The 15,538-nt window shown below is 45.0% G+C and carries 15 protein-coding genes; 5 read left to right on the top strand and 10 right to left on the bottom strand.

Features of this window, described 5'->3' with window-relative positions:
- Positions 1–280 precede the first annotated feature (280 nt).
- Together RIM23_RS22225 and RIM23_RS22220 are read right to left on the bottom strand one after the other, a co-directional pair.
- Entirely contained in the window at positions 281–1,060 is a 780-nt protein-coding gene (locus RIM23_RS22225) for a class I SAM-dependent methyltransferase (protein ID WP_446369384.1), read from the bottom strand.
- A 330-nt stretch (positions 1,061–1,390) separates the two neighbouring features.
- Entirely contained in the window at positions 1,391–2,011 is a 621-nt protein-coding gene (locus tag RIM23_RS22220; protein ID WP_446369382.1) for a heme-binding protein, read from the bottom strand.
- A gap of 23 nt (positions 2,012–2,034) precedes the next feature.
- Here RIM23_RS22220 and RIM23_RS22215 point away from each other — a divergent pair, with 23 nt between their 5' ends.
- The 4 genes from RIM23_RS22215 to treY all read left to right on the top strand — a co-directional run bounded on the left by RIM23_RS22215 (position 2,035) and on the right by treY (position 8,175).
- Positions 2,035–2,223 (top strand): type II toxin-antitoxin system HicA family toxin, encoded by a 189-nt coding sequence (locus RIM23_RS22215; RefSeq protein ID WP_446369392.1) that lies wholly within the window; start codon positions 2,035–2,037, stop codon positions 2,221–2,223.
- A gap of 868 nt (positions 2,224–3,091) precedes the next feature.
- Positions 3,092–4,903 (top strand): malto-oligosyltrehalose trehalohydrolase, encoded by a 1,812-nt coding sequence (gene treZ / locus RIM23_RS22210; RefSeq protein WP_446369390.1) that lies wholly within the window; start codon positions 3,092–3,094, stop codon positions 4,901–4,903.
- 125 nt (positions 4,904–5,028) lie between these two features.
- The gene (locus RIM23_RS22205; RefSeq protein WP_446369380.1) at positions 5,029–5,235 is read left to right on the top strand and encodes a hypothetical protein; all 207 of its coding nucleotides are present in this window, start codon (positions 5,029–5,031) and stop codon (positions 5,233–5,235) included.
- A gap of 135 nt (positions 5,236–5,370) precedes the next feature.
- Positions 5,371–8,175 (top strand): malto-oligosyltrehalose synthase, encoded by a 2,805-nt coding sequence (treY, locus tag RIM23_RS22200; protein ID WP_446369388.1) that lies wholly within the window; start codon positions 5,371–5,373, stop codon positions 8,173–8,175.
- 393 nt (positions 8,176–8,568) lie between these two features.
- Here treY and RIM23_RS22195 read toward each other — a convergent pair whose 3' ends face one another.
- From RIM23_RS22195 to RIM23_RS22175, 5 genes are all read right to left on the bottom strand, one after another.
- Positions 8,569–8,715: a pentapeptide repeat-containing protein gene (locus RIM23_RS22195; RefSeq protein WP_446369378.1), complete on the bottom strand. Its 147-nt coding sequence runs from the start codon at positions 8,713–8,715 to the stop codon at positions 8,569–8,571.
- A 30-nt stretch (positions 8,716–8,745) separates the two neighbouring features.
- Positions 8,746–10,002, bottom strand: coding sequence for an FtsX-like permease family protein (locus tag RIM23_RS22190; protein ID WP_446369376.1), 1,257 nt, complete (start codon positions 10,000–10,002; stop codon positions 8,746–8,748).
- 116 nt (positions 10,003–10,118) lie between these two features.
- The gene (locus tag RIM23_RS22185) at positions 10,119–10,400 is read right to left on the bottom strand and encodes a TMEM165/GDT1 family protein (protein WP_446337733.1); all 282 of its coding nucleotides are present in this window, start codon (positions 10,398–10,400) and stop codon (positions 10,119–10,121) included.
- A 102-nt stretch (positions 10,401–10,502) separates the two neighbouring features.
- Complete coding sequence (locus tag RIM23_RS22180) at positions 10,503–10,877, bottom strand: TMEM165/GDT1 family protein (RefSeq protein ID WP_446369386.1); 375 nt, start codon at positions 10,875–10,877, stop codon at positions 10,503–10,505.
- A 180-nt stretch (positions 10,878–11,057) separates the two neighbouring features.
- Entirely contained in the window at positions 11,058–11,408 is a 351-nt protein-coding gene (locus RIM23_RS22175) for a YkgJ family cysteine cluster protein (protein WP_446359397.1), read from the bottom strand.
- 214 nt (positions 11,409–11,622) lie between these two features.
- Between RIM23_RS22175 and psb30 the strand changes: the two genes are divergently transcribed.
- Positions 11,623–11,748 carry a photosystem II reaction center protein Ycf12/Psb30 gene (psb30, locus tag RIM23_RS22170; protein ID WP_446359398.1) on the top strand — a complete coding sequence of 42 codons (126 nt, stop codon included), beginning with the start codon at positions 11,623–11,625 and terminating at the stop codon, positions 11,746–11,748.
- Between the two features lie 284 nt (positions 11,749–12,032).
- Here the strand turns inward: psb30 and recJ are convergent, their stop codons facing one another.
- The 3 genes from recJ to RIM23_RS22155 all read right to left on the bottom strand — a co-directional run bounded on the left by recJ (position 12,033) and on the right by RIM23_RS22155 (position 15,489).
- The gene (gene recJ, locus RIM23_RS22165; RefSeq protein WP_446369374.1) at positions 12,033–13,991 is read right to left on the bottom strand and encodes a single-stranded-DNA-specific exonuclease RecJ; all 1,959 of its coding nucleotides are present in this window, start codon (positions 13,989–13,991) and stop codon (positions 12,033–12,035) included.
- A gap of 331 nt (positions 13,992–14,322) precedes the next feature.
- On the bottom strand, positions 14,323–14,907 hold the full coding sequence (locus RIM23_RS22160; RefSeq protein WP_446359400.1) for an NADPH-dependent FMN reductase: 585 nt from the start codon (positions 14,905–14,907) through the stop codon (positions 14,323–14,325).
- A gap of 102 nt (positions 14,908–15,009) precedes the next feature.
- On the bottom strand, positions 15,010–15,489 hold the full coding sequence (locus tag RIM23_RS22155; protein WP_446369372.1) for a DoxX family protein: 480 nt from the start codon (positions 15,487–15,489) through the stop codon (positions 15,010–15,012).
- Between the last annotated feature and the right edge of the window lie 49 nt (positions 15,490–15,538).

The following is a 15,538-nucleotide window of genomic DNA, read 5'->3' as shown; positions in this document are numbered from 1 at the left end:
GCCCTACTGACCTTGGCTAGGTCAAGACCTAACTGTATCTCTACTTATGGTTATATTATATCACTTAAGAATGTTATTGCGGGATAAATCCCGCTGTCTTTACGACTTGCTCGGTTTCATCCCTCGGATAAATCACGAGGGAGCCTGCACCATCGCTTATGACGTAATCCTATCGAGTAACTCTGGGATGTTTTGCTCAATCACCTGCCAAACAATATCAAATCAGTTTTAAGCGAGTATTAAAGGGTTGACAAAAACATCAAACATTCAATCGTTAAATTTAAATCTTTTTGCCAATATAGAAAGCGTAGCCGTAAAAATCTTTGTATTTGTAATATAATTCAGTTTCATGTCTTTGGTTTTCTATGAACTCTTCGGCAGTTTTATTGCCTGCATATTTCCTCAAGAAGTCTTTTTGTGCAGAAACTTGCGGCGGATAAAAATTGTCAGTCCAACAACTTTCGGGCAAGATAAAAGTGGCAATTGGAATATATCCGGCTTTTTGCATTTGTGCCACCTTGTTTGAAATAGTATCTATTTCCGGATAAGCATCTTTCCAAAATTCGCCAATTTCATCAGGTCGCTCTTCGGTAAACCACGATGCCTCTGAAACGCCAATAAATCCTCCTGTCTTCAAAAACTTATGCCATTCGTTTATGCCTCGTTCAAACCCGATGTTGTAGATTGCTCCTTCTGACCAGATTAAATCTAATTCTTCATTCTGAAAAGGAAGATTCTCCATTGAACCAACAATACCATTGACTCTATCCTGAAGATTCAGTTTATGGGCGTTAACATTAAATAGATCTATAAAGGTGGGAAATAAGTCGATGCCTGTAATATACCCTGACGTACAACTAGCCATTGCCATTGTCTGACCACCGGTGCCACAACCAATATCAGCAATTTGTGATTCATTCGTCAGATTATCAATAAAGCTCAAAGCTTTAATCGTTACTTCGGGACTCCCAGGTCCTTGTCGTTCTAGGCTTGAAAAATATTCGCAGATTAATTTAAAATCGAATTCGTGAATCGATTTATTTTTATTTTCCTCGTTCATGATGTTTTCCTGATTTTTCCCAAAATTTAGCTTTTATCATACATTGGACAAGTCTATCGAGTAAAGAAAGGAATTTTAGATATAGTCCACTCCCTATTAAACGAATACACTCGATGTGAAAAACAACGGATATTTGATAAATATAAATCCTCTAAGGTTTAAACTGGGCGTATCGTTGAATCACCTGCTTTACAATATCCCGTTCTGTTGGGTTGGTATCCATCGCTTCACCTCTACCGCCTCTACATCTACAATAAGCAATTTCATCGGTAACTCCCGCATCACCAACTCACCAATCGATGCGATCGCGTGTTGACGCCAACCCCTTCATCAACCTTCTACCTGGCGAATCGGAATTTGGATTTCACTGCGCTTGGCAGGTTCAGGAACATAAGGAGCATCGTAAAAGAAGCGGCGAGGGGAGCCAACGACAGTCCATTCTGGATGCTGTGCTAACCACTCTCGTAACCGTTCGATGCTTTTTTGATAGCTAGAGTAATCGTAACTCCCTTTTAACCCAAGACTGACGACTGTCATGGGTGGGATATCTTCTACTTGAATATTTTGGCTGATTTCGTCGGGGTAGATATCCGTGCTGCGGTAGAGGAATGAAACCAGTGCTTCACCTTGTTCATCGGGTGTACTCATCTCATTGGCTTCCAGGGTACTAACTGGATAACGGGTTTCTACTGGAGCCGTCATCGAGATATTGTTAGAACTGATATGGCGATAGAGAGGGTCAAATGCTCTATTAGCTGCCATTGAGAGTTCTCCTGAGTAGCGCACTGTGGCAGAGCGGTAGGCTGGATATTGTTTGACCTCAATTTTTCCATCTGGTGTTGGCGGCGGGAATCCTTCTGGCAAGGGAGCCGTAGCTGCATCGTAGGCGAAGAAGGCGATCGCAACGACGGCTAGAATTCCTAGGGGTAATAGTAAGTTCTTTAGCTTCACAGAGAACCTCAGAGACTCTTTCTATTCTAGATCGGGCAGTTCTTCAGGGGGGTAGCCACCATAGTTTTCGAGATTCACAAGGTAGAAAAATTACTGTACCCAAAAAAGGCGGACAGAAAGTTAAAGGGGTTTATGTCCAGCAAATCGTTGAGCTATTGAACTTGGAGGAATGGAGCGATGAAGACACTGAACCAGAAAAACAAGCTGAGTGAGAAGCAGCCATTGGACTATTATTTGAATCTTCAGCCCAAGTCGTCTTTAGACGACTCAACCACCAATTATTAGTCCTCTACCCTTCGGGAACGCTAAAAGCGAACAGAGGACTTTAGCTATGAGACAGGGGTTTGAACCCCTGGCGGATGAGCTGCCCAGCCAACGTTAAACGATGATAAGCAACTTGAACAACGTACTACGGAATTAGAAGAAAAACTACATCAGTTAAAAATTGATAACATTTCCCCGCTTTTGGACTAGACAAATCCCAAAAGTCATGTATACTAAGGTTGTGTGTGTGAGGAAAAGGTAAAGGCGCTTGGGGTCGAAACACGGCAAGACTCCCAGGCGTCTTTCCCATTTTTACAGGAAGTCGGGACTCTTATCCTACCCGATCGCTGACTCTAGTTCCGTAAGATCCGCTTCAGCCTGATCCTGGGCGTCTATTGATTTATGCCATAATTTTTCCCAGAGAGAGTGATAAAGCAATCAACACTCCGGATTCATCTTGTCTGGCTTTATCGAAAGTTAGCCTCTCTCTTAAGAGGGATCTAATTGTTACCAAAGGGTGTGATAGTTTTTACAACAATCGGGTCAAATTAAACAGGTGGCATTGTCCATGGTGCTTGTCTTGATTTCCCTTGTCCTTACTTGTCTGGTTGGAATTAGTCGAAAACGTCTGCAGGGGCAAGTAATAAAAGGCAGAACCCGGTAAAATTACGTCAGATGTTAGAGTTAAAAGTTATAACCTGTGGGGTAATCTGAATCAGGTGCGGATAACTCGCCCGTTGGCTCATTCTGAGTCGGGCGATCGCACGGCTAAAACCTTGACAAGTTTCTTAGACCATGCATTTACAGAGGGGTGATATGAAAATTGGCAGCAACTACCTGGGTAACGGTCAATGTGAATTCCGAGTTTGGGCGCCGTTGCGGGAAAACGTCGCGGTGCACATCGTCTCTCCCCAGGATCAGGTTATTCCCCTGCAAAAGGATGAATGGGGATATTGGCAAGAAACGGTAAAAGCTGACCCAGGAACCCTCTATGTCTATCAACTCGATGGCTCACTGGAGCGACCTGATCCCGCCTCCCACTACCAACCTCAGGGAGTCCATGGTTCTTCTCAGGTAGTGGATCACCAATTTAACTGGACGGATGATTCCTGGCAAGGAATTCCCCTCAAAGACCTAATTATTTACGAACTCCACGTCGGTACATTTACACCAGAGGGAACCTTTGAATCCATTATCCCCCGCTTGAGTTACCTCCAGGATTTAGGCATAACCGCGATTGAAATTATGCCCGTTGCTCAGTTTCCCGGAAGCCGCAACTGGGGGTATGATGGGGTTTATGTCTATGGTGTCCAAGAGTCTTATGGGGGACCTGGGGGGTTGAAAAAACTCGTGGATGCTTGTCATCAGGCGGGGATCGCGGTCATTCTAGATGTGGTGTATAACCATTTAGGACCCGAAGGCAACTATCTTTGGGCGTATGGTCCATACTTTACCGATCAATACCGTACCCCTTGGGGGAATGCGGTTAACTTTGATGGCGCCTATAGTAATCAGGTACGGAATTTCTTTATCCAGAATGCTCTGTACTGGTTAGATAATTACCACATTGACGCCCTACGGGTTGATGCAGTTCACGCGATTTACGATATGAGCGCTCAACCCTTTCTACAAGAGTTAGGGGATGCAGTCGCCAACTTCAATCGCACCACGCCAGTGCAACGATACATCATCGCCGAAAGTGATCTCAATGACGTGCGCGTGATTAAACCGAGGGAACAAGGGGGATTTGGTCATGATGCTCAATGGTGCGATGACTTTCACCACATTTTGCATACCCTATTAACCGACGAACAATCTGGATATTACGCAGATTTTGGCAAAATTGAGCAGTTGGAAGTCACCCTGCGAGAAGGCTATATCTATAGTGGGCAATATTCCAGCTTCCGCAAACGCAACCATGGGAATTCAGGGGCGGATCGTCCGGCGGAACAATTTGTCGTCTGTATCCAGAACCATGATCAAATTGGCAATCGACTGATTGGCGATCGCTTATCCACTTTGGTAGACTTTCAGGGGTTGAAGCTAGCGGCTGCGGCTGTATTGCTTTCTCCTTATGTCCCCATGCTATTTATGGGTGAAGAATATGGGGAAGACGCACCCTTTCCCTATTTTGTTAGTCACAGTGATCCCGATTTAATTGAAGGCGTGCGTAAAGGGAGGGCTGAAGAATTTAAAGCGTTTGGTTGGGACAACGCACCTGATCCCCAAGGAACAGAAGTCTTTGAGCAGGCAAAATTGCAGTGGGATAAGATTGATCAAGGGAAGTATGGCTTGTTGCGGCGCTGGTACAAACGGTTAATTCAGCTACGCAAAGAAACCCCTGCTTTAGCTACCCTAGATCGGCAGAATCTGAATGTATCTAGTTTGTCCCCAGAAAAGATTATCGTTATCCATCGCACGGCTGGAGATAACCAAGTCCTCGCCTTGATGAACTTTGCCAAAGATGCGGTAACTGTTTCGCCTCAGATTCCCCAAGGGAACTTCTCAAAAGTTATTGACTCGGCGGATAAAGAATGGATGGGTGAGGGATCTCAACTCCCCCAACAGATACAAGCTGGACAATCCTTAACCATTGCTCCCCTGAATTTTGCCTTATATTGTAAGTAACTGTAGCGTCGGTTCAGTCGTTAAGAAAAGCAGTAATTAGCCAAAAAGGGGATGTAAGCTGAGTCAAAATCATACCACTATCAACGAATAAGGTGTTGCTAGCAAGATAATGTATGTATGGGTTGATGTGTCAATCTTGGCGGCTGAACTGGTATTATAGTGCCAGACAGCAGCGGTTTCCCTCTAGTTCTTCCTTATCTGAGTTTCTCCGTCTTTTGGGTTATTTCTACCAAGCTCTACTCCTTTGGGATGGCAGATCCTATCCTCAACAGATGTATTCCAGTGCTGTACTCTTAGTGTTGCCCAAAGCAAATGCCTTTGTCATAAAATGAGGTTAAGCTATGATTTAAGCATTAAGTTCAACGCCACTATCCTACTGTTTAACATCTTGGTTAGTAAGCAATTTTTTTAGATCCAGTCCTAGAGCCAATGCTCTGTCAGTTCTTTAACCCCTCTAAAAGCTTATGATGCGGATTCCCGTCGCCACCTATAGAATTCAATTTAATCCCGCGTTTACCTTTGAATCAGCAAAAGCCATTGTTTCTTACCTGGCTGAATTAGGAGTTTCTGACTTTTATGCATCCCCCATATTTAAAGCCAGATCGGGTAGCACTCATGGCTACGATGTGGTTGATCCCAATCAAATAAACCCAGAACTCGGCGGCTTGGAGAACTTTGAGTCTCTAATTGAGCAGGTTCAACAACATGGGTTAGGATGGCTTCAGGATATTGTGCCGAACCACATGGCATTTGATAGTGAAAACCCGATGCTGGTTGAAGTCTTGGAGAATGGTCCAGATTCTCAATATAAGGATTATTTTGATATCAACTGGGAGCATCCTTATGAAGGCATTCGAGGGCGAGTATTAGCGCCATTTTTAGGTAAGTTTTGCGGCGATTGCTTAGAGAGTGGTGAACTCAAACTTCAGTACAACCAAGAAGGGATAACCATTAATTACTATGACCTGAAGTTCCCCATTCGTATTGAATCCTACTCCAATGTCTTAATCTACGATTTAGCACGTATCCGCCGGAAATTAGGCAGAAATCATCCCGATTTTGTTAAGTTTCTAGGCGCTCTCTATGCTCTAAAATACATTCCCTCGGGCGAAGAAGGAATGGAACGCTATGACCAGATTAGCTTCGTCAAGAGCATGTTATGGGAACTCTGGAATGATAGTGTAGAGGTCAGGGATTTTATCGACGAAAATATTCAAATCTTTAATGGAGAACCCGGCAAACCCGAAAGCTTTGACTTGTTAGAGCAATTGTTAGCAGAGCAGTTTTTCCGTCTCGCCTACTGGAAGGTGGGTAATGAAGAACTGAATTATCGACGATTTTTTACCGTCAATGACTTGATTTCCGTTCGCATCGAAGATGAGCAAGTTTTTAAACATAATCATGCGTTGATATTCAAGCTCCTTGAAGAACAGAAATTTAGCGGCGTGAGAATCGATCATATCGATGGACTTTATGATCCGGCTCAATATTTAAATCACTTGCGAGACTATGCGTCTGATGCTTACATTGTGGTTGAGAAAATCTTGGAAGAGCATGAATATTTGCCCTTAACCTGGCCCGTACAAGGTACGAGTGGGTATGATTTCTTAAACAAAGTTAATGGGATTTTTTGTCATCAGCAGACTCAGCCGAAGTTTGACAGCGTTTATTATCGCTTTATCGGGAATTCCATATCCTATCAAGCCATAATAGATGACAAAAAGCGATTGATTATAGCCAAGCATTTGACCGGAGATATCGATAATTTAGCTAATTTACTCAAGCGAATTTCGTCTCAGTACAGATACGCCAGTGACTTTACTATCTATGCGCTGAAAGCCGCGTTGGTCGAAATCATGGCGCTGTTTCCTGTATACCGAACCTATGTAAGTCCGGAAGGTTTAAGCCAAGCTGATCGGGAGTATATTGAGTACGTCATTGCCAAAGCCAAAGAAAATACGCCAATTTTCTTTAATGAACTGACGTTTATTGAGAAGTTTTTATTGCTGGAAGTTGACGATTCGTTGGTACCAGAAGAAGCAGAACAATGGCGTTATTTTGTCATGCGGCTGCAACAGTTTACTGGACCGCTGACCGCTAAGGGAGTAGAAGATACGGCTTTCTATATTTATAACCGTCTCATCTCTCTCAACGAAGTAGGCGGTAATCCGGGTGAATTTGGCGTTTCCTTAGACGACTTTCATGACTTTAACCAACACCGCATCGCTGATTGGCCCCATACAATAAATACAACAGCAACCCACGATACTAAACGTGGTGAAGATGTGAGAGCAAGAATTAATGTCCTTTCCGAAATTCCCGGCGAGTGGGATAATATGTTGAGAGAATGGCAGGAAATAAACGCTGTTCACAAGGATTGTATTGATGGGTTAGATATTCCTGATCCCAATGACGAATATTTTCTTTACCAAACCTTGCTAGGAACCTTTCCCTTTGATGAAACGGAGTTCCCTACCTATGTGCAGCGGATCAAAGACTATATTATCAAGGCAATCCGAGAGGCAAAAGTCCATACCGCTTGGTTAAGACCGGATACTAACTATGAAGAAGGGTTTATTCGGTTTGCTGAACGCTTACTCAAAGATACCCCTGATAATCCGTTTTTAGAAGCGTTTCGACCGTTCCAACGCAAAATCCAACATTACGGCATTTTTAATAGTCTCTCCCAAGTTTTACTGAAACTGACATCTCCCGGTGTTCCTGATTTTTACCAGGGAACGGAACTGTGGGATTTAAGTGTAGTTGATCCCGATAATCGCCGTCCTGTGGATTTTGAACAGCGGCTGAAGTTATTGAAAGAACTGAAACAGCGCAGCGAAACCGATAATCTGGGTTTAGTTCAGGAACTTTGTCAGACTCCAGAAGACGGTCGAATTAAGCTATTTGTCATCTATCAAGCTCTAAAAACACGGCGCGAGTATTTAGAGGTATTCCAGCGAGGAGATTACCATAAGCTGACGGTTATTGGCAGTTTGAAGGATCATGTTATTACTTTTGCCCGAACTTGGGATCATACAACGGTGATTGTCATTGTCCCTCGGCTGTTGACCAGTCTAGTTAAGCCAGGAGAATATCCCATGGGTGAACAAGTTTGGCAAGAAACCCGGATTTCTTTACCTTCTAGTTCGTCGTCTGTGTGGCGGGATGTGATGACGGGACGGGAAATTCAGGGGGACGATACGCTGTGGATTCGAGATGTTCTCACTGATTTTCCAGTGGCGTTATTGGTTAATCAGAATCAGCAGGAGTGATGAATAGATAAACACTGTAGGGGCGACCCGCTGCCCGTGTCAATAGGGGGAGCAGGGGGAGCATGTAGAGACGCGTCAAAAGCGCGTCTGGGAGATGGGGGAGTCGGATAAAGTACCTACCAGAAAAGGGCGAGTCAAGACAGGTTAATTCTCACACCGTCATATTGATGCAGCGACTCGCCCCTACAACCAAAAAGAACGTTAAGTCAAGAATGCTTCATAACGCTTGAGCAATCCACGATCATGGTGCATATTGTCTCCTAGATGATTTCAGGATTAAATTGAATGGCAGTGACTTGAGACTGGTGGGCAGTGCCCACCCTACGGTATATCAAGGGTTTTGGCACTCCAAAAATGCTGACTGGAGCGTGCCATTGGTCTTAAATCAATTGCTTACCTAGCAACTCTTCTAAGTAAAGGTTTAGCATTAGTAAAATTAACGGCTTCTAGATTGGTATCTGTAAAGTTTGTGTCGTATAACTTGGTGTCACTCAGATTAGCATGAGCTAAATTAGCTCGATGAAATTCTTGGAGATTCATAGAAACTAATAAGGAGCCAAACAGCCCCAATTACTGATTAAACACCATCGCCGGATCAAGGCGCGTCACTTTCTGAATCGCGAAAATAGCCGAACCGACGCACATTACCACCGTTATTGCCAAAACTGCGATCGCGGATACGGGGGTGATCAGAATCAAAATCCCCTGAGTCGCTGATGTCCACAGGGCTACACCGTAGCAGAGGCACATCGCGGGGAGATAACCGAGAACCGACATCCACAGCGCCTGTTCAATAATTACCCCGTAAATGCGCCAATCTGACGCGCCAATTGCTTTGAGCGTACCAAATTCTTTGATATGGTCAGATACAGAGGAATAAAGAATTTGACCGACAATAATCACACCAACCACGACACCAACCACCGCCCCCAATCCCAGAATAAAGCCAATTCCGGTTCGCTGTTGCCAAAAGTTTTGATTCTTTTTAATAAACTCCTGGCGAGTATAGGTACTCACATTCGGTAACGCTTTCTCTAATCGAACTTTGAGTTGTGACAAATCCTCACCCGGTTCCGCCGCAATTAAAACATATTGAATCAAGTCAGAAGCGACTAATGGATTAGGTGGCGCTGGGGGTTGATTCCGCAGTTCGGCTTCCGAGATTCTCGAATAGGTATTGGTACAAATTAAATCCTCAGCACCTGACGGCAATTTACAGGAGAGTTCCGACTTTTGACCCGATGTTAAGAACGCATTGGCACTGGTTAGGGAGGTAAACATAAAAGAATTAGACACAATTGATGCATTCCCTTGAGTGAAACCCACCACCCGGGCGGGCAAAGAATTTACACGGGCAATATCCCCAATCTGTTGCACATTCAGGGAATCTTGGTTGGTTGCATCTACAATAATTTTATAGGGTTCAGATAAGTCCCTCACATCGCCTTGCACCAGATTTATCGGTTGAAACAATTGCCCATTGGGGTCAAATCCCACCACTTTTACTCGGGTAATTTCTCCTTGGGGTGGATTCCACAACGCGCCACTAAAAATAAGGGCTTCCGCTTTAGCCACGCCTTCCACATTGCGGGCGGAGATAACATGGGATAAGGGAATGGGTAATGTCAACTCCATTTGCACTAACTTATCAGATGCCACCCAAATATCTGCATTAGAATTGTAAATTAACTGAGCAGTGGATTGGGTAAATCCATTAAAAATACCTGTTTGCAAGGTAACTAAACTCACCGCAAACATAATCCCAGCTTGGGCGACTAAAAAGCGGGGAATATCTTCGAGTAAGTTTTTCCGGGCAAGAGAAACCATTTTCGTGTGTTTGTTGTTTAGAATCTCTTTGAAAATTTGGTCTGGGCGGGCGCGAGTTACATCTGGGTGAGGGAAGAAACTATAATAGTAAAACCCGCCCCTACATAAAGATTTTCTCAGGCTTCATCTTCAGAGGGCCACAGCAAACGAACTGCCATTAATGCGAAACCCACCGCCGCGATCGCTTTGAGAACTCGCACCGGGAATAGTTGGGCTACGCCACCCCCAGCTAATACGCCCATAAACGTTGCCAAAAGCAACGCGGCTACAGCCCCCAAGAATACCGCACGGGGGGACTTGAGACTACCCCCAAGCGCGATCGCAGCCAGTTGGCTTTTGTCACCAATTTCGGCTAAAAATACGGTAATGAAACTTAATCCTAGTAATTGCCAATCCATAGTAATAGGTGTTGATTGTTCATCTCCCAGCTCCCCTAGCTCCCTCAGCTCCCCCAGCTCCCTCAGCTCCCCCTGCTCCCCTAGCTCCTGCATTTCCATCCCTCATCCCAGTTGCACCACATCCCATAGCAGCATGACGGAAATGAAGAGTAATAATGTCCCGGCGGCGGTTTCTAGGGTTTTGGGTTGTAAACGATTGGCTAACCAGGTTCCCAGTAAGACACCGAGTAAGCTGGTGGTAATTAGTGCGATCGCGGCTCCTGTAAATACAATCCACGGAGATTGAGATTCTGCACTGATCAGCAGGGTAGCCAATTGGGTTTTATCGCCAATCTCAGCTAGAAAAATAGTCAGGAAGGTTGAACTAAACACACCCCATATCCCCCGTTGGCGCTTGACGATTGGGCGCAAACTTGCAGGATTGGGGGAAATCGCTAACTCAGACGGATCAGAGACATCTTTGGGGGCTGGATTCATCGAGGCAAAAGGTGCTCTCAGGACAAAACTGACGATGGGCAGGGAAGATGGTTTCACAGGGAGTTCTCAGTTCACATCAATCTCTTTTCATATTCTATTCATCTTTGCATAACTTTACAAAATCGGTACGGGTAACATTAGCTACCTAAGAGTCGCTTCATGCCTACATCGGAGACTTTTTTATATACCCACCTCGCGGTCAAAGCGTAACATCTCCAAACTGCGATCGCCGTAAAGATCGGTGATATGATCTCGACAACAGTCGATGGCAAAGTCGTTTAACTCTTCCGGTTCAATCCCGAACATCTCCTGAAAGATATCCGCCTCCACCCGACAGAAGCGAGGGCGATGGGCATAAATGCGACATTCACGAGTCTCATGATCAAAATTGACACACCATCCATCTTCCCCCACCATACTCAGATACTTGTCCAACTCCTCTGGAGTCAGATAAGTTTCTAATCCAGGGCGTTCTGTTGGGTCAAGATAACAGCATGCACCACATTGCTTTACACAACGCCAAGTTGCCATTGCGTTTCACCATAGCGATTAATTGCAGGTTTCTCTAGGATAACGGGTTTTCGTCTGTGGGATGGGGAATGATGAATGACGAGTGACAAATGACATTTTTGTTGCGTTTTGTATAGTTTTGTTAATTTGATTAAAAAAACTGGGCAATTAGCCAGTAAAATCTAATCGGCAATTTTTAACGACACCATCCAAATTAGGTTAATCGGGAGGAGAGATGGATTTAAGCTTTTTAGGGAATATAAACTGGGAACTGATTGCTCAGCTTAGCGTGCTGGCTGCGATCGTGATTGCAGGTCCTGTAGTCATTTTTCTACTGGCTGCGTTTAAGGGAGATCTCTAGCCGTCTGTTTGTAGGGGGAGCATCTTGCTCCCTGATGCATTGAAGCTGGGGGAGCTGGGGGAGCTGGGGGAGATAGGGAAGCCATGTGATGACAGTTGTAGGGGCGGGTTTGACAACTATCGTTTCTTTTGCACCCTTTCTCTAACTAAACCCGCCCCGACTAAATGACAAATGACGAATGACGAATGACGAATGACAAAGGACAAATGACCAATGACAAAGGACAAATGACCAATGACAAAGGACAAATGACCAATGACAAAGGACAAATGACCAATGACAAATCACAAGTTTAAAGCACGAGTCGCGGCTTTGATTAACTGATAATAGTGAGTTTGGGTAACATCCACCTGTTTAGCCTCGTCCCGATTGAACCCTAAAAGTCCGGTACGCTGTCCTTTTTGAATTACCAGAACTTTGCCTTGATCATTTTTAATGCGTAATTCGTTTAATGATTCCCACAAGCTACAGGTATAACGGCGTTCATTGTGATAAAATTCGGCTTTTTTTATCGATGATGGGGCTGATTCACTCACCCGAATGCCGACTAACTCTAATTCAATTGTCACATTTCCATTCCAGGCATTATCTTTGAGTTTATAGGCAATATCTATATTCGAGGGTAGAGGGAAATATTCACCCCAACGCCACGCGATCGCAGTCAATTGCTTGGTGCTGTCAACCGTAGACAGGGTAAGCTTTACATGTCCTTTGCCCACGAGTTTTTGTTCCACCACTCGCACACCACCTGTCCAGAATATTGGGTCAGAATTACCAATCCCACAAGGATGCAATCGGTCAATTTGTTGGTATAGATTATGACTAATTTGATTAAACTTCGCCTCGGCGTCAATGGAGACTAAGGGTTTCAGATGTTCGGGTTCTAAACATTGATGGGCAAAGCGACTGAGTTGAGTTTGAAACGCTGTTAAATTTGCAGTCGGTAACGAGAAGCCTCCCGCTGCTTTGTGTCCGCCAAATTTTCCTAATAAATCACGGCAAAATTGCAGGGCGTCAAAGACATGAAATTCGGGAATTCCTCGTGCAGAACCGCGAATCTGTTCTTGATTTTCGTCTTCATAGGTGCCAATAAATACCGGGACACCATACCGTTCCACCAGACGCGACGCCACAATGCCAATTACACCATGATGCCAATCCGGTTGGACAATGACGAGAACCCGCTGCTGTTGCCAGTTTAAGCCCTCTTGTTCAATCAGTGCGATCGCGTCTTTCTCGATTTTCTCACAGAGGTGCTGGCGTTTTTGGTTAATTTCTTCGCATTGCTTCGCCCGTTCTTTGGCAATTTCCCCATCGCTGGTGGTGAGGAGTTCAATCACGATTTGCGGATCAGCTAAGCGCCCCACGGCGTTAATTCTCGGTCCGAGTTTAAAGCCAATATCTTCGGGTTTCAGGGCGATTTGATCTTCACTGACACCTGAGTTTTGAATTAAAGCCTGAATTCCCGCCAGTTGAGATTTGGGTAAGCGTTGCAATCCTCGTTTTAACCAACGGCGGTTAATTCCATTTAAGGGGGCGAGATCAGCGATGGTACCGAGGGTAAACAGTTCTAGGAGTTGGCTAGTGAGTCCCTGGTGCTGACCTAAGTCTTGGGCGAGGGTAACGGCTAATATATAGGCTACACCGACTCCAGCTAAACTGCGATAAGGGGAGGATTCGGGTAACTGTTTCGGGTTGAGGATTGCATCGGCGTCTGGGAGTTCAGGGGGAAGGTCGTGATGGTCGGTAATAATAACCTTAAGACCTAAGTCTACAGCGCGTGCGATCGCCTCATGGGCAGAAATACCATTATCCACGGTGAGAATTAGCTTTACGCCTTTATTAGCGAATTCTTCCACAATGCGAGTATTGATCCCGTACCCGTCTTTCATCCGGCTAGGAATTGCATACTCCACATCCGCCCCTAACCAGCGTAATGCCCTGAGTAACAAGGCGGTACTGGTCATCCCATCGGCATCATAGTCACCACAGATAGCTATTTTCTCATGTTCTGCGATCGCATCTTTGAGCATCTCCACACTAATCGCCAAGTCCGGAAATTCATCAATCGGGCTGGGCATAGCCTGGGATTCTGGATATAAATAGACCATAGCTTGGTCTACGGTGTCGAATCCTCGGTTAATTAACACTTGACCCAGCAGGGGTGACAATCCTGTCCCTTGGGCAAGTTGGTTAGCTTTTTCCGGGTAAGCTGGGTCGAATTGCCATCGCTGATTGGGCAAAGTTTTTGGGGAAGGGGATGGGTCAGAACTGGATTGGCTGAACACGCTAACTTGAGCAATTACATTTGGGCTAGGGATAGTTTACAGCAGATTTGTCCTTTGTCATTCGTCCTTGGTCTTATGTCAAACATCCGTTACCTGTTCTGCTTAATCGGGAAGAAACACAGGTGAGGGCGTCTATAGGCGTGCAAGGCTTGCATTGGTAGAAAGCCGAGGTGTCGGGGCGGGTTTTACTGATAACCTTGTGGCACAAACTGATAACTTGACTAAACCCGCCCCTTTTTTTCCTTTGGTATCTATACCAAAGATCAAATCTGAATGATTTTCCTGATTAAGCTAATTTTGCCAATACTGTGGCTAATTTACTGCCCAATTGTTTCACCGCCGCTTGTTGCGTCTCATCAATCAAGTTTCCATTTTGATCAAATGCCTGATAAGCATTAGGAATCGCTTTCTGATCCGGTAAAACCAACACGCCAATATTACCGAGAATGGCACGAACATGCACCAAACCCCGTAACCCACCTATTCCTCCGGGTGAGGTACTCATCAAGACAGCCACTTTATCCCGAAAACAGGAGAGGGCGAGAGAGGGTCCACCTGGTTCTGGACGAGATGCCCAATCAATGGCATTTTTGAGTAAGGGTGAGATAGAACTGTTGTATTCCGGTGAGGCGATGAGTAAGCCTTGATGGGCTTTCATCAGTTGCTTGAATTTGAGGACAGTTTCGGGGATTCCTTCTTTTTCTTCCGCATCTTGGTCATACAGGGGCATCGGTAAATCGCGAAAGTCTAGATAGGTGACTTGGGCACCGGCTTCTTTTGCTCCCGCAACCGCAATTTGTACTAATTTTTTGTTCCAGGAGGTTTCCCGGCTGCTACCTGCAAATGCTAGAATTTTAGGTGCGTTTGTCATAATTGATTTTAATCCTTTTAGCCGCCAATATTGAGTTAATCTGACTCGATAGTTTAGGCATAAAATGGCGTCTTGTCAATCGTTTTACTGAAGTTAGCCAATTTAGAAGGGCTGATTGGTTTGTGAGGCATCAAGATGTTGCGATCGCGTCTTCCGCCGTCGCCACCATGCATCAATGGAAACGTCATTGAAACTATTGCCAGCGACTAAGATAAAAAACACCAGGCAATACACTAACTGACTCGTCGCTGTATCCCAGTTTTGGAGTAATGTCACCCCATACATCAGCACCACCATTAAGCCAAACCCGGTGACTAAAGCTGCTTGAGTCGCTAATCCCAGTGTCACCAGACATCCGACTATAAATTCCACAATTGGCACAAGTAAAGCTGGCGCTCTGACTAAGGGTTCGGGAATAAAGGTATCTTGAAATAGATCCACCATTGATTGGGCAAAGCCGGGAATATTACCCAGGCGGGTAAAGCCATGGGTGAAGTACCCCAACTTGCTTCGCTGAAGTTGGGGCTTCCAACTCAAGTAGGCAAGGACGGTTTTATTCGTCTTCGGAGTTTCCCGTCTCATCCGCCGATGCCTCCAAAAGTTACCTCTCATTGGTCTTACTCAGCGTCCA

The sequence above is a fragment of the Coleofasciculus sp. G3-WIS-01 genome (genome assembly GCF_040223135.1).
GTDB lineage: Bacteria > Cyanobacteriota > Cyanobacteriia > Cyanobacteriales > Coleofasciculaceae > Coleofasciculus.
The sequence above is the reverse complement of the archived record's forward strand: the minus strand, read 5'-3'. Positions and strand labels throughout refer to the sequence as shown.

Coding starts and splice junctions, on each gene's coding strand:
- RIM23_RS22205 (WP_446369380.1), top strand. CDS start 5,029: ATGTGTCAATCTTGGCGGCTGAACTGGTATTATAGTGCCAGACAGCAG.
- RIM23_RS22160 (WP_446359400.1), bottom strand. CDS start 14,907: ATGACAAACGCACCTAAAATTCTAGCATTTGCAGGTAGCAGCCGGGAA.
- psb30 (WP_446359398.1), top strand. CDS start 11,623: ATGGATTTAAGCTTTTTAGGGAATATAAACTGGGAACTGATTGCTCAG.
- RIM23_RS22155 (WP_446369372.1), bottom strand. CDS start 15,489: ATGAGACGGGAAACTCCGAAGACGAATAAAACCGTCCTTGCCTACTTG.
- RIM23_RS22175 (WP_446359397.1), bottom strand. CDS start 11,408: ATGGCAACTTGGCGTTGTGTAAAGCAATGTGGTGCATGCTGTTATCTT.
- RIM23_RS22195 (WP_446369378.1), bottom strand. CDS start 8,715: ATGAATCTCCAAGAATTTCATCGAGCTAATTTAGCTCATGCTAATCTG.
- RIM23_RS22190 (WP_446369376.1), bottom strand. CDS start 10,002: ATGGTTTCTCTTGCCCGGAAAAACTTACTCGAAGATATTCCCCGCTTT.
- RIM23_RS22180 (WP_446369386.1), bottom strand. CDS start 10,877: ATGAATCCAGCCCCCAAAGATGTCTCTGATCCGTCTGAGTTAGCGATT.
- RIM23_RS22225 (WP_446369384.1), bottom strand. CDS start 1,060: ATGAACGAGGAAAATAAAAATAAATCGATTCACGAATTCGATTTTAAA.
- treY (WP_446369388.1), top strand. CDS start 5,371: ATGCGGATTCCCGTCGCCACCTATAGAATTCAATTTAATCCCGCGTTT.
- RIM23_RS22185 (WP_446337733.1), bottom strand. CDS start 10,400: ATGGATTGGCAATTACTAGGATTAAGTTTCATTACCGTATTTTTAGCC.
- treZ (WP_446369390.1), top strand. CDS start 3,092: ATGAAAATTGGCAGCAACTACCTGGGTAACGGTCAATGTGAATTCCGA.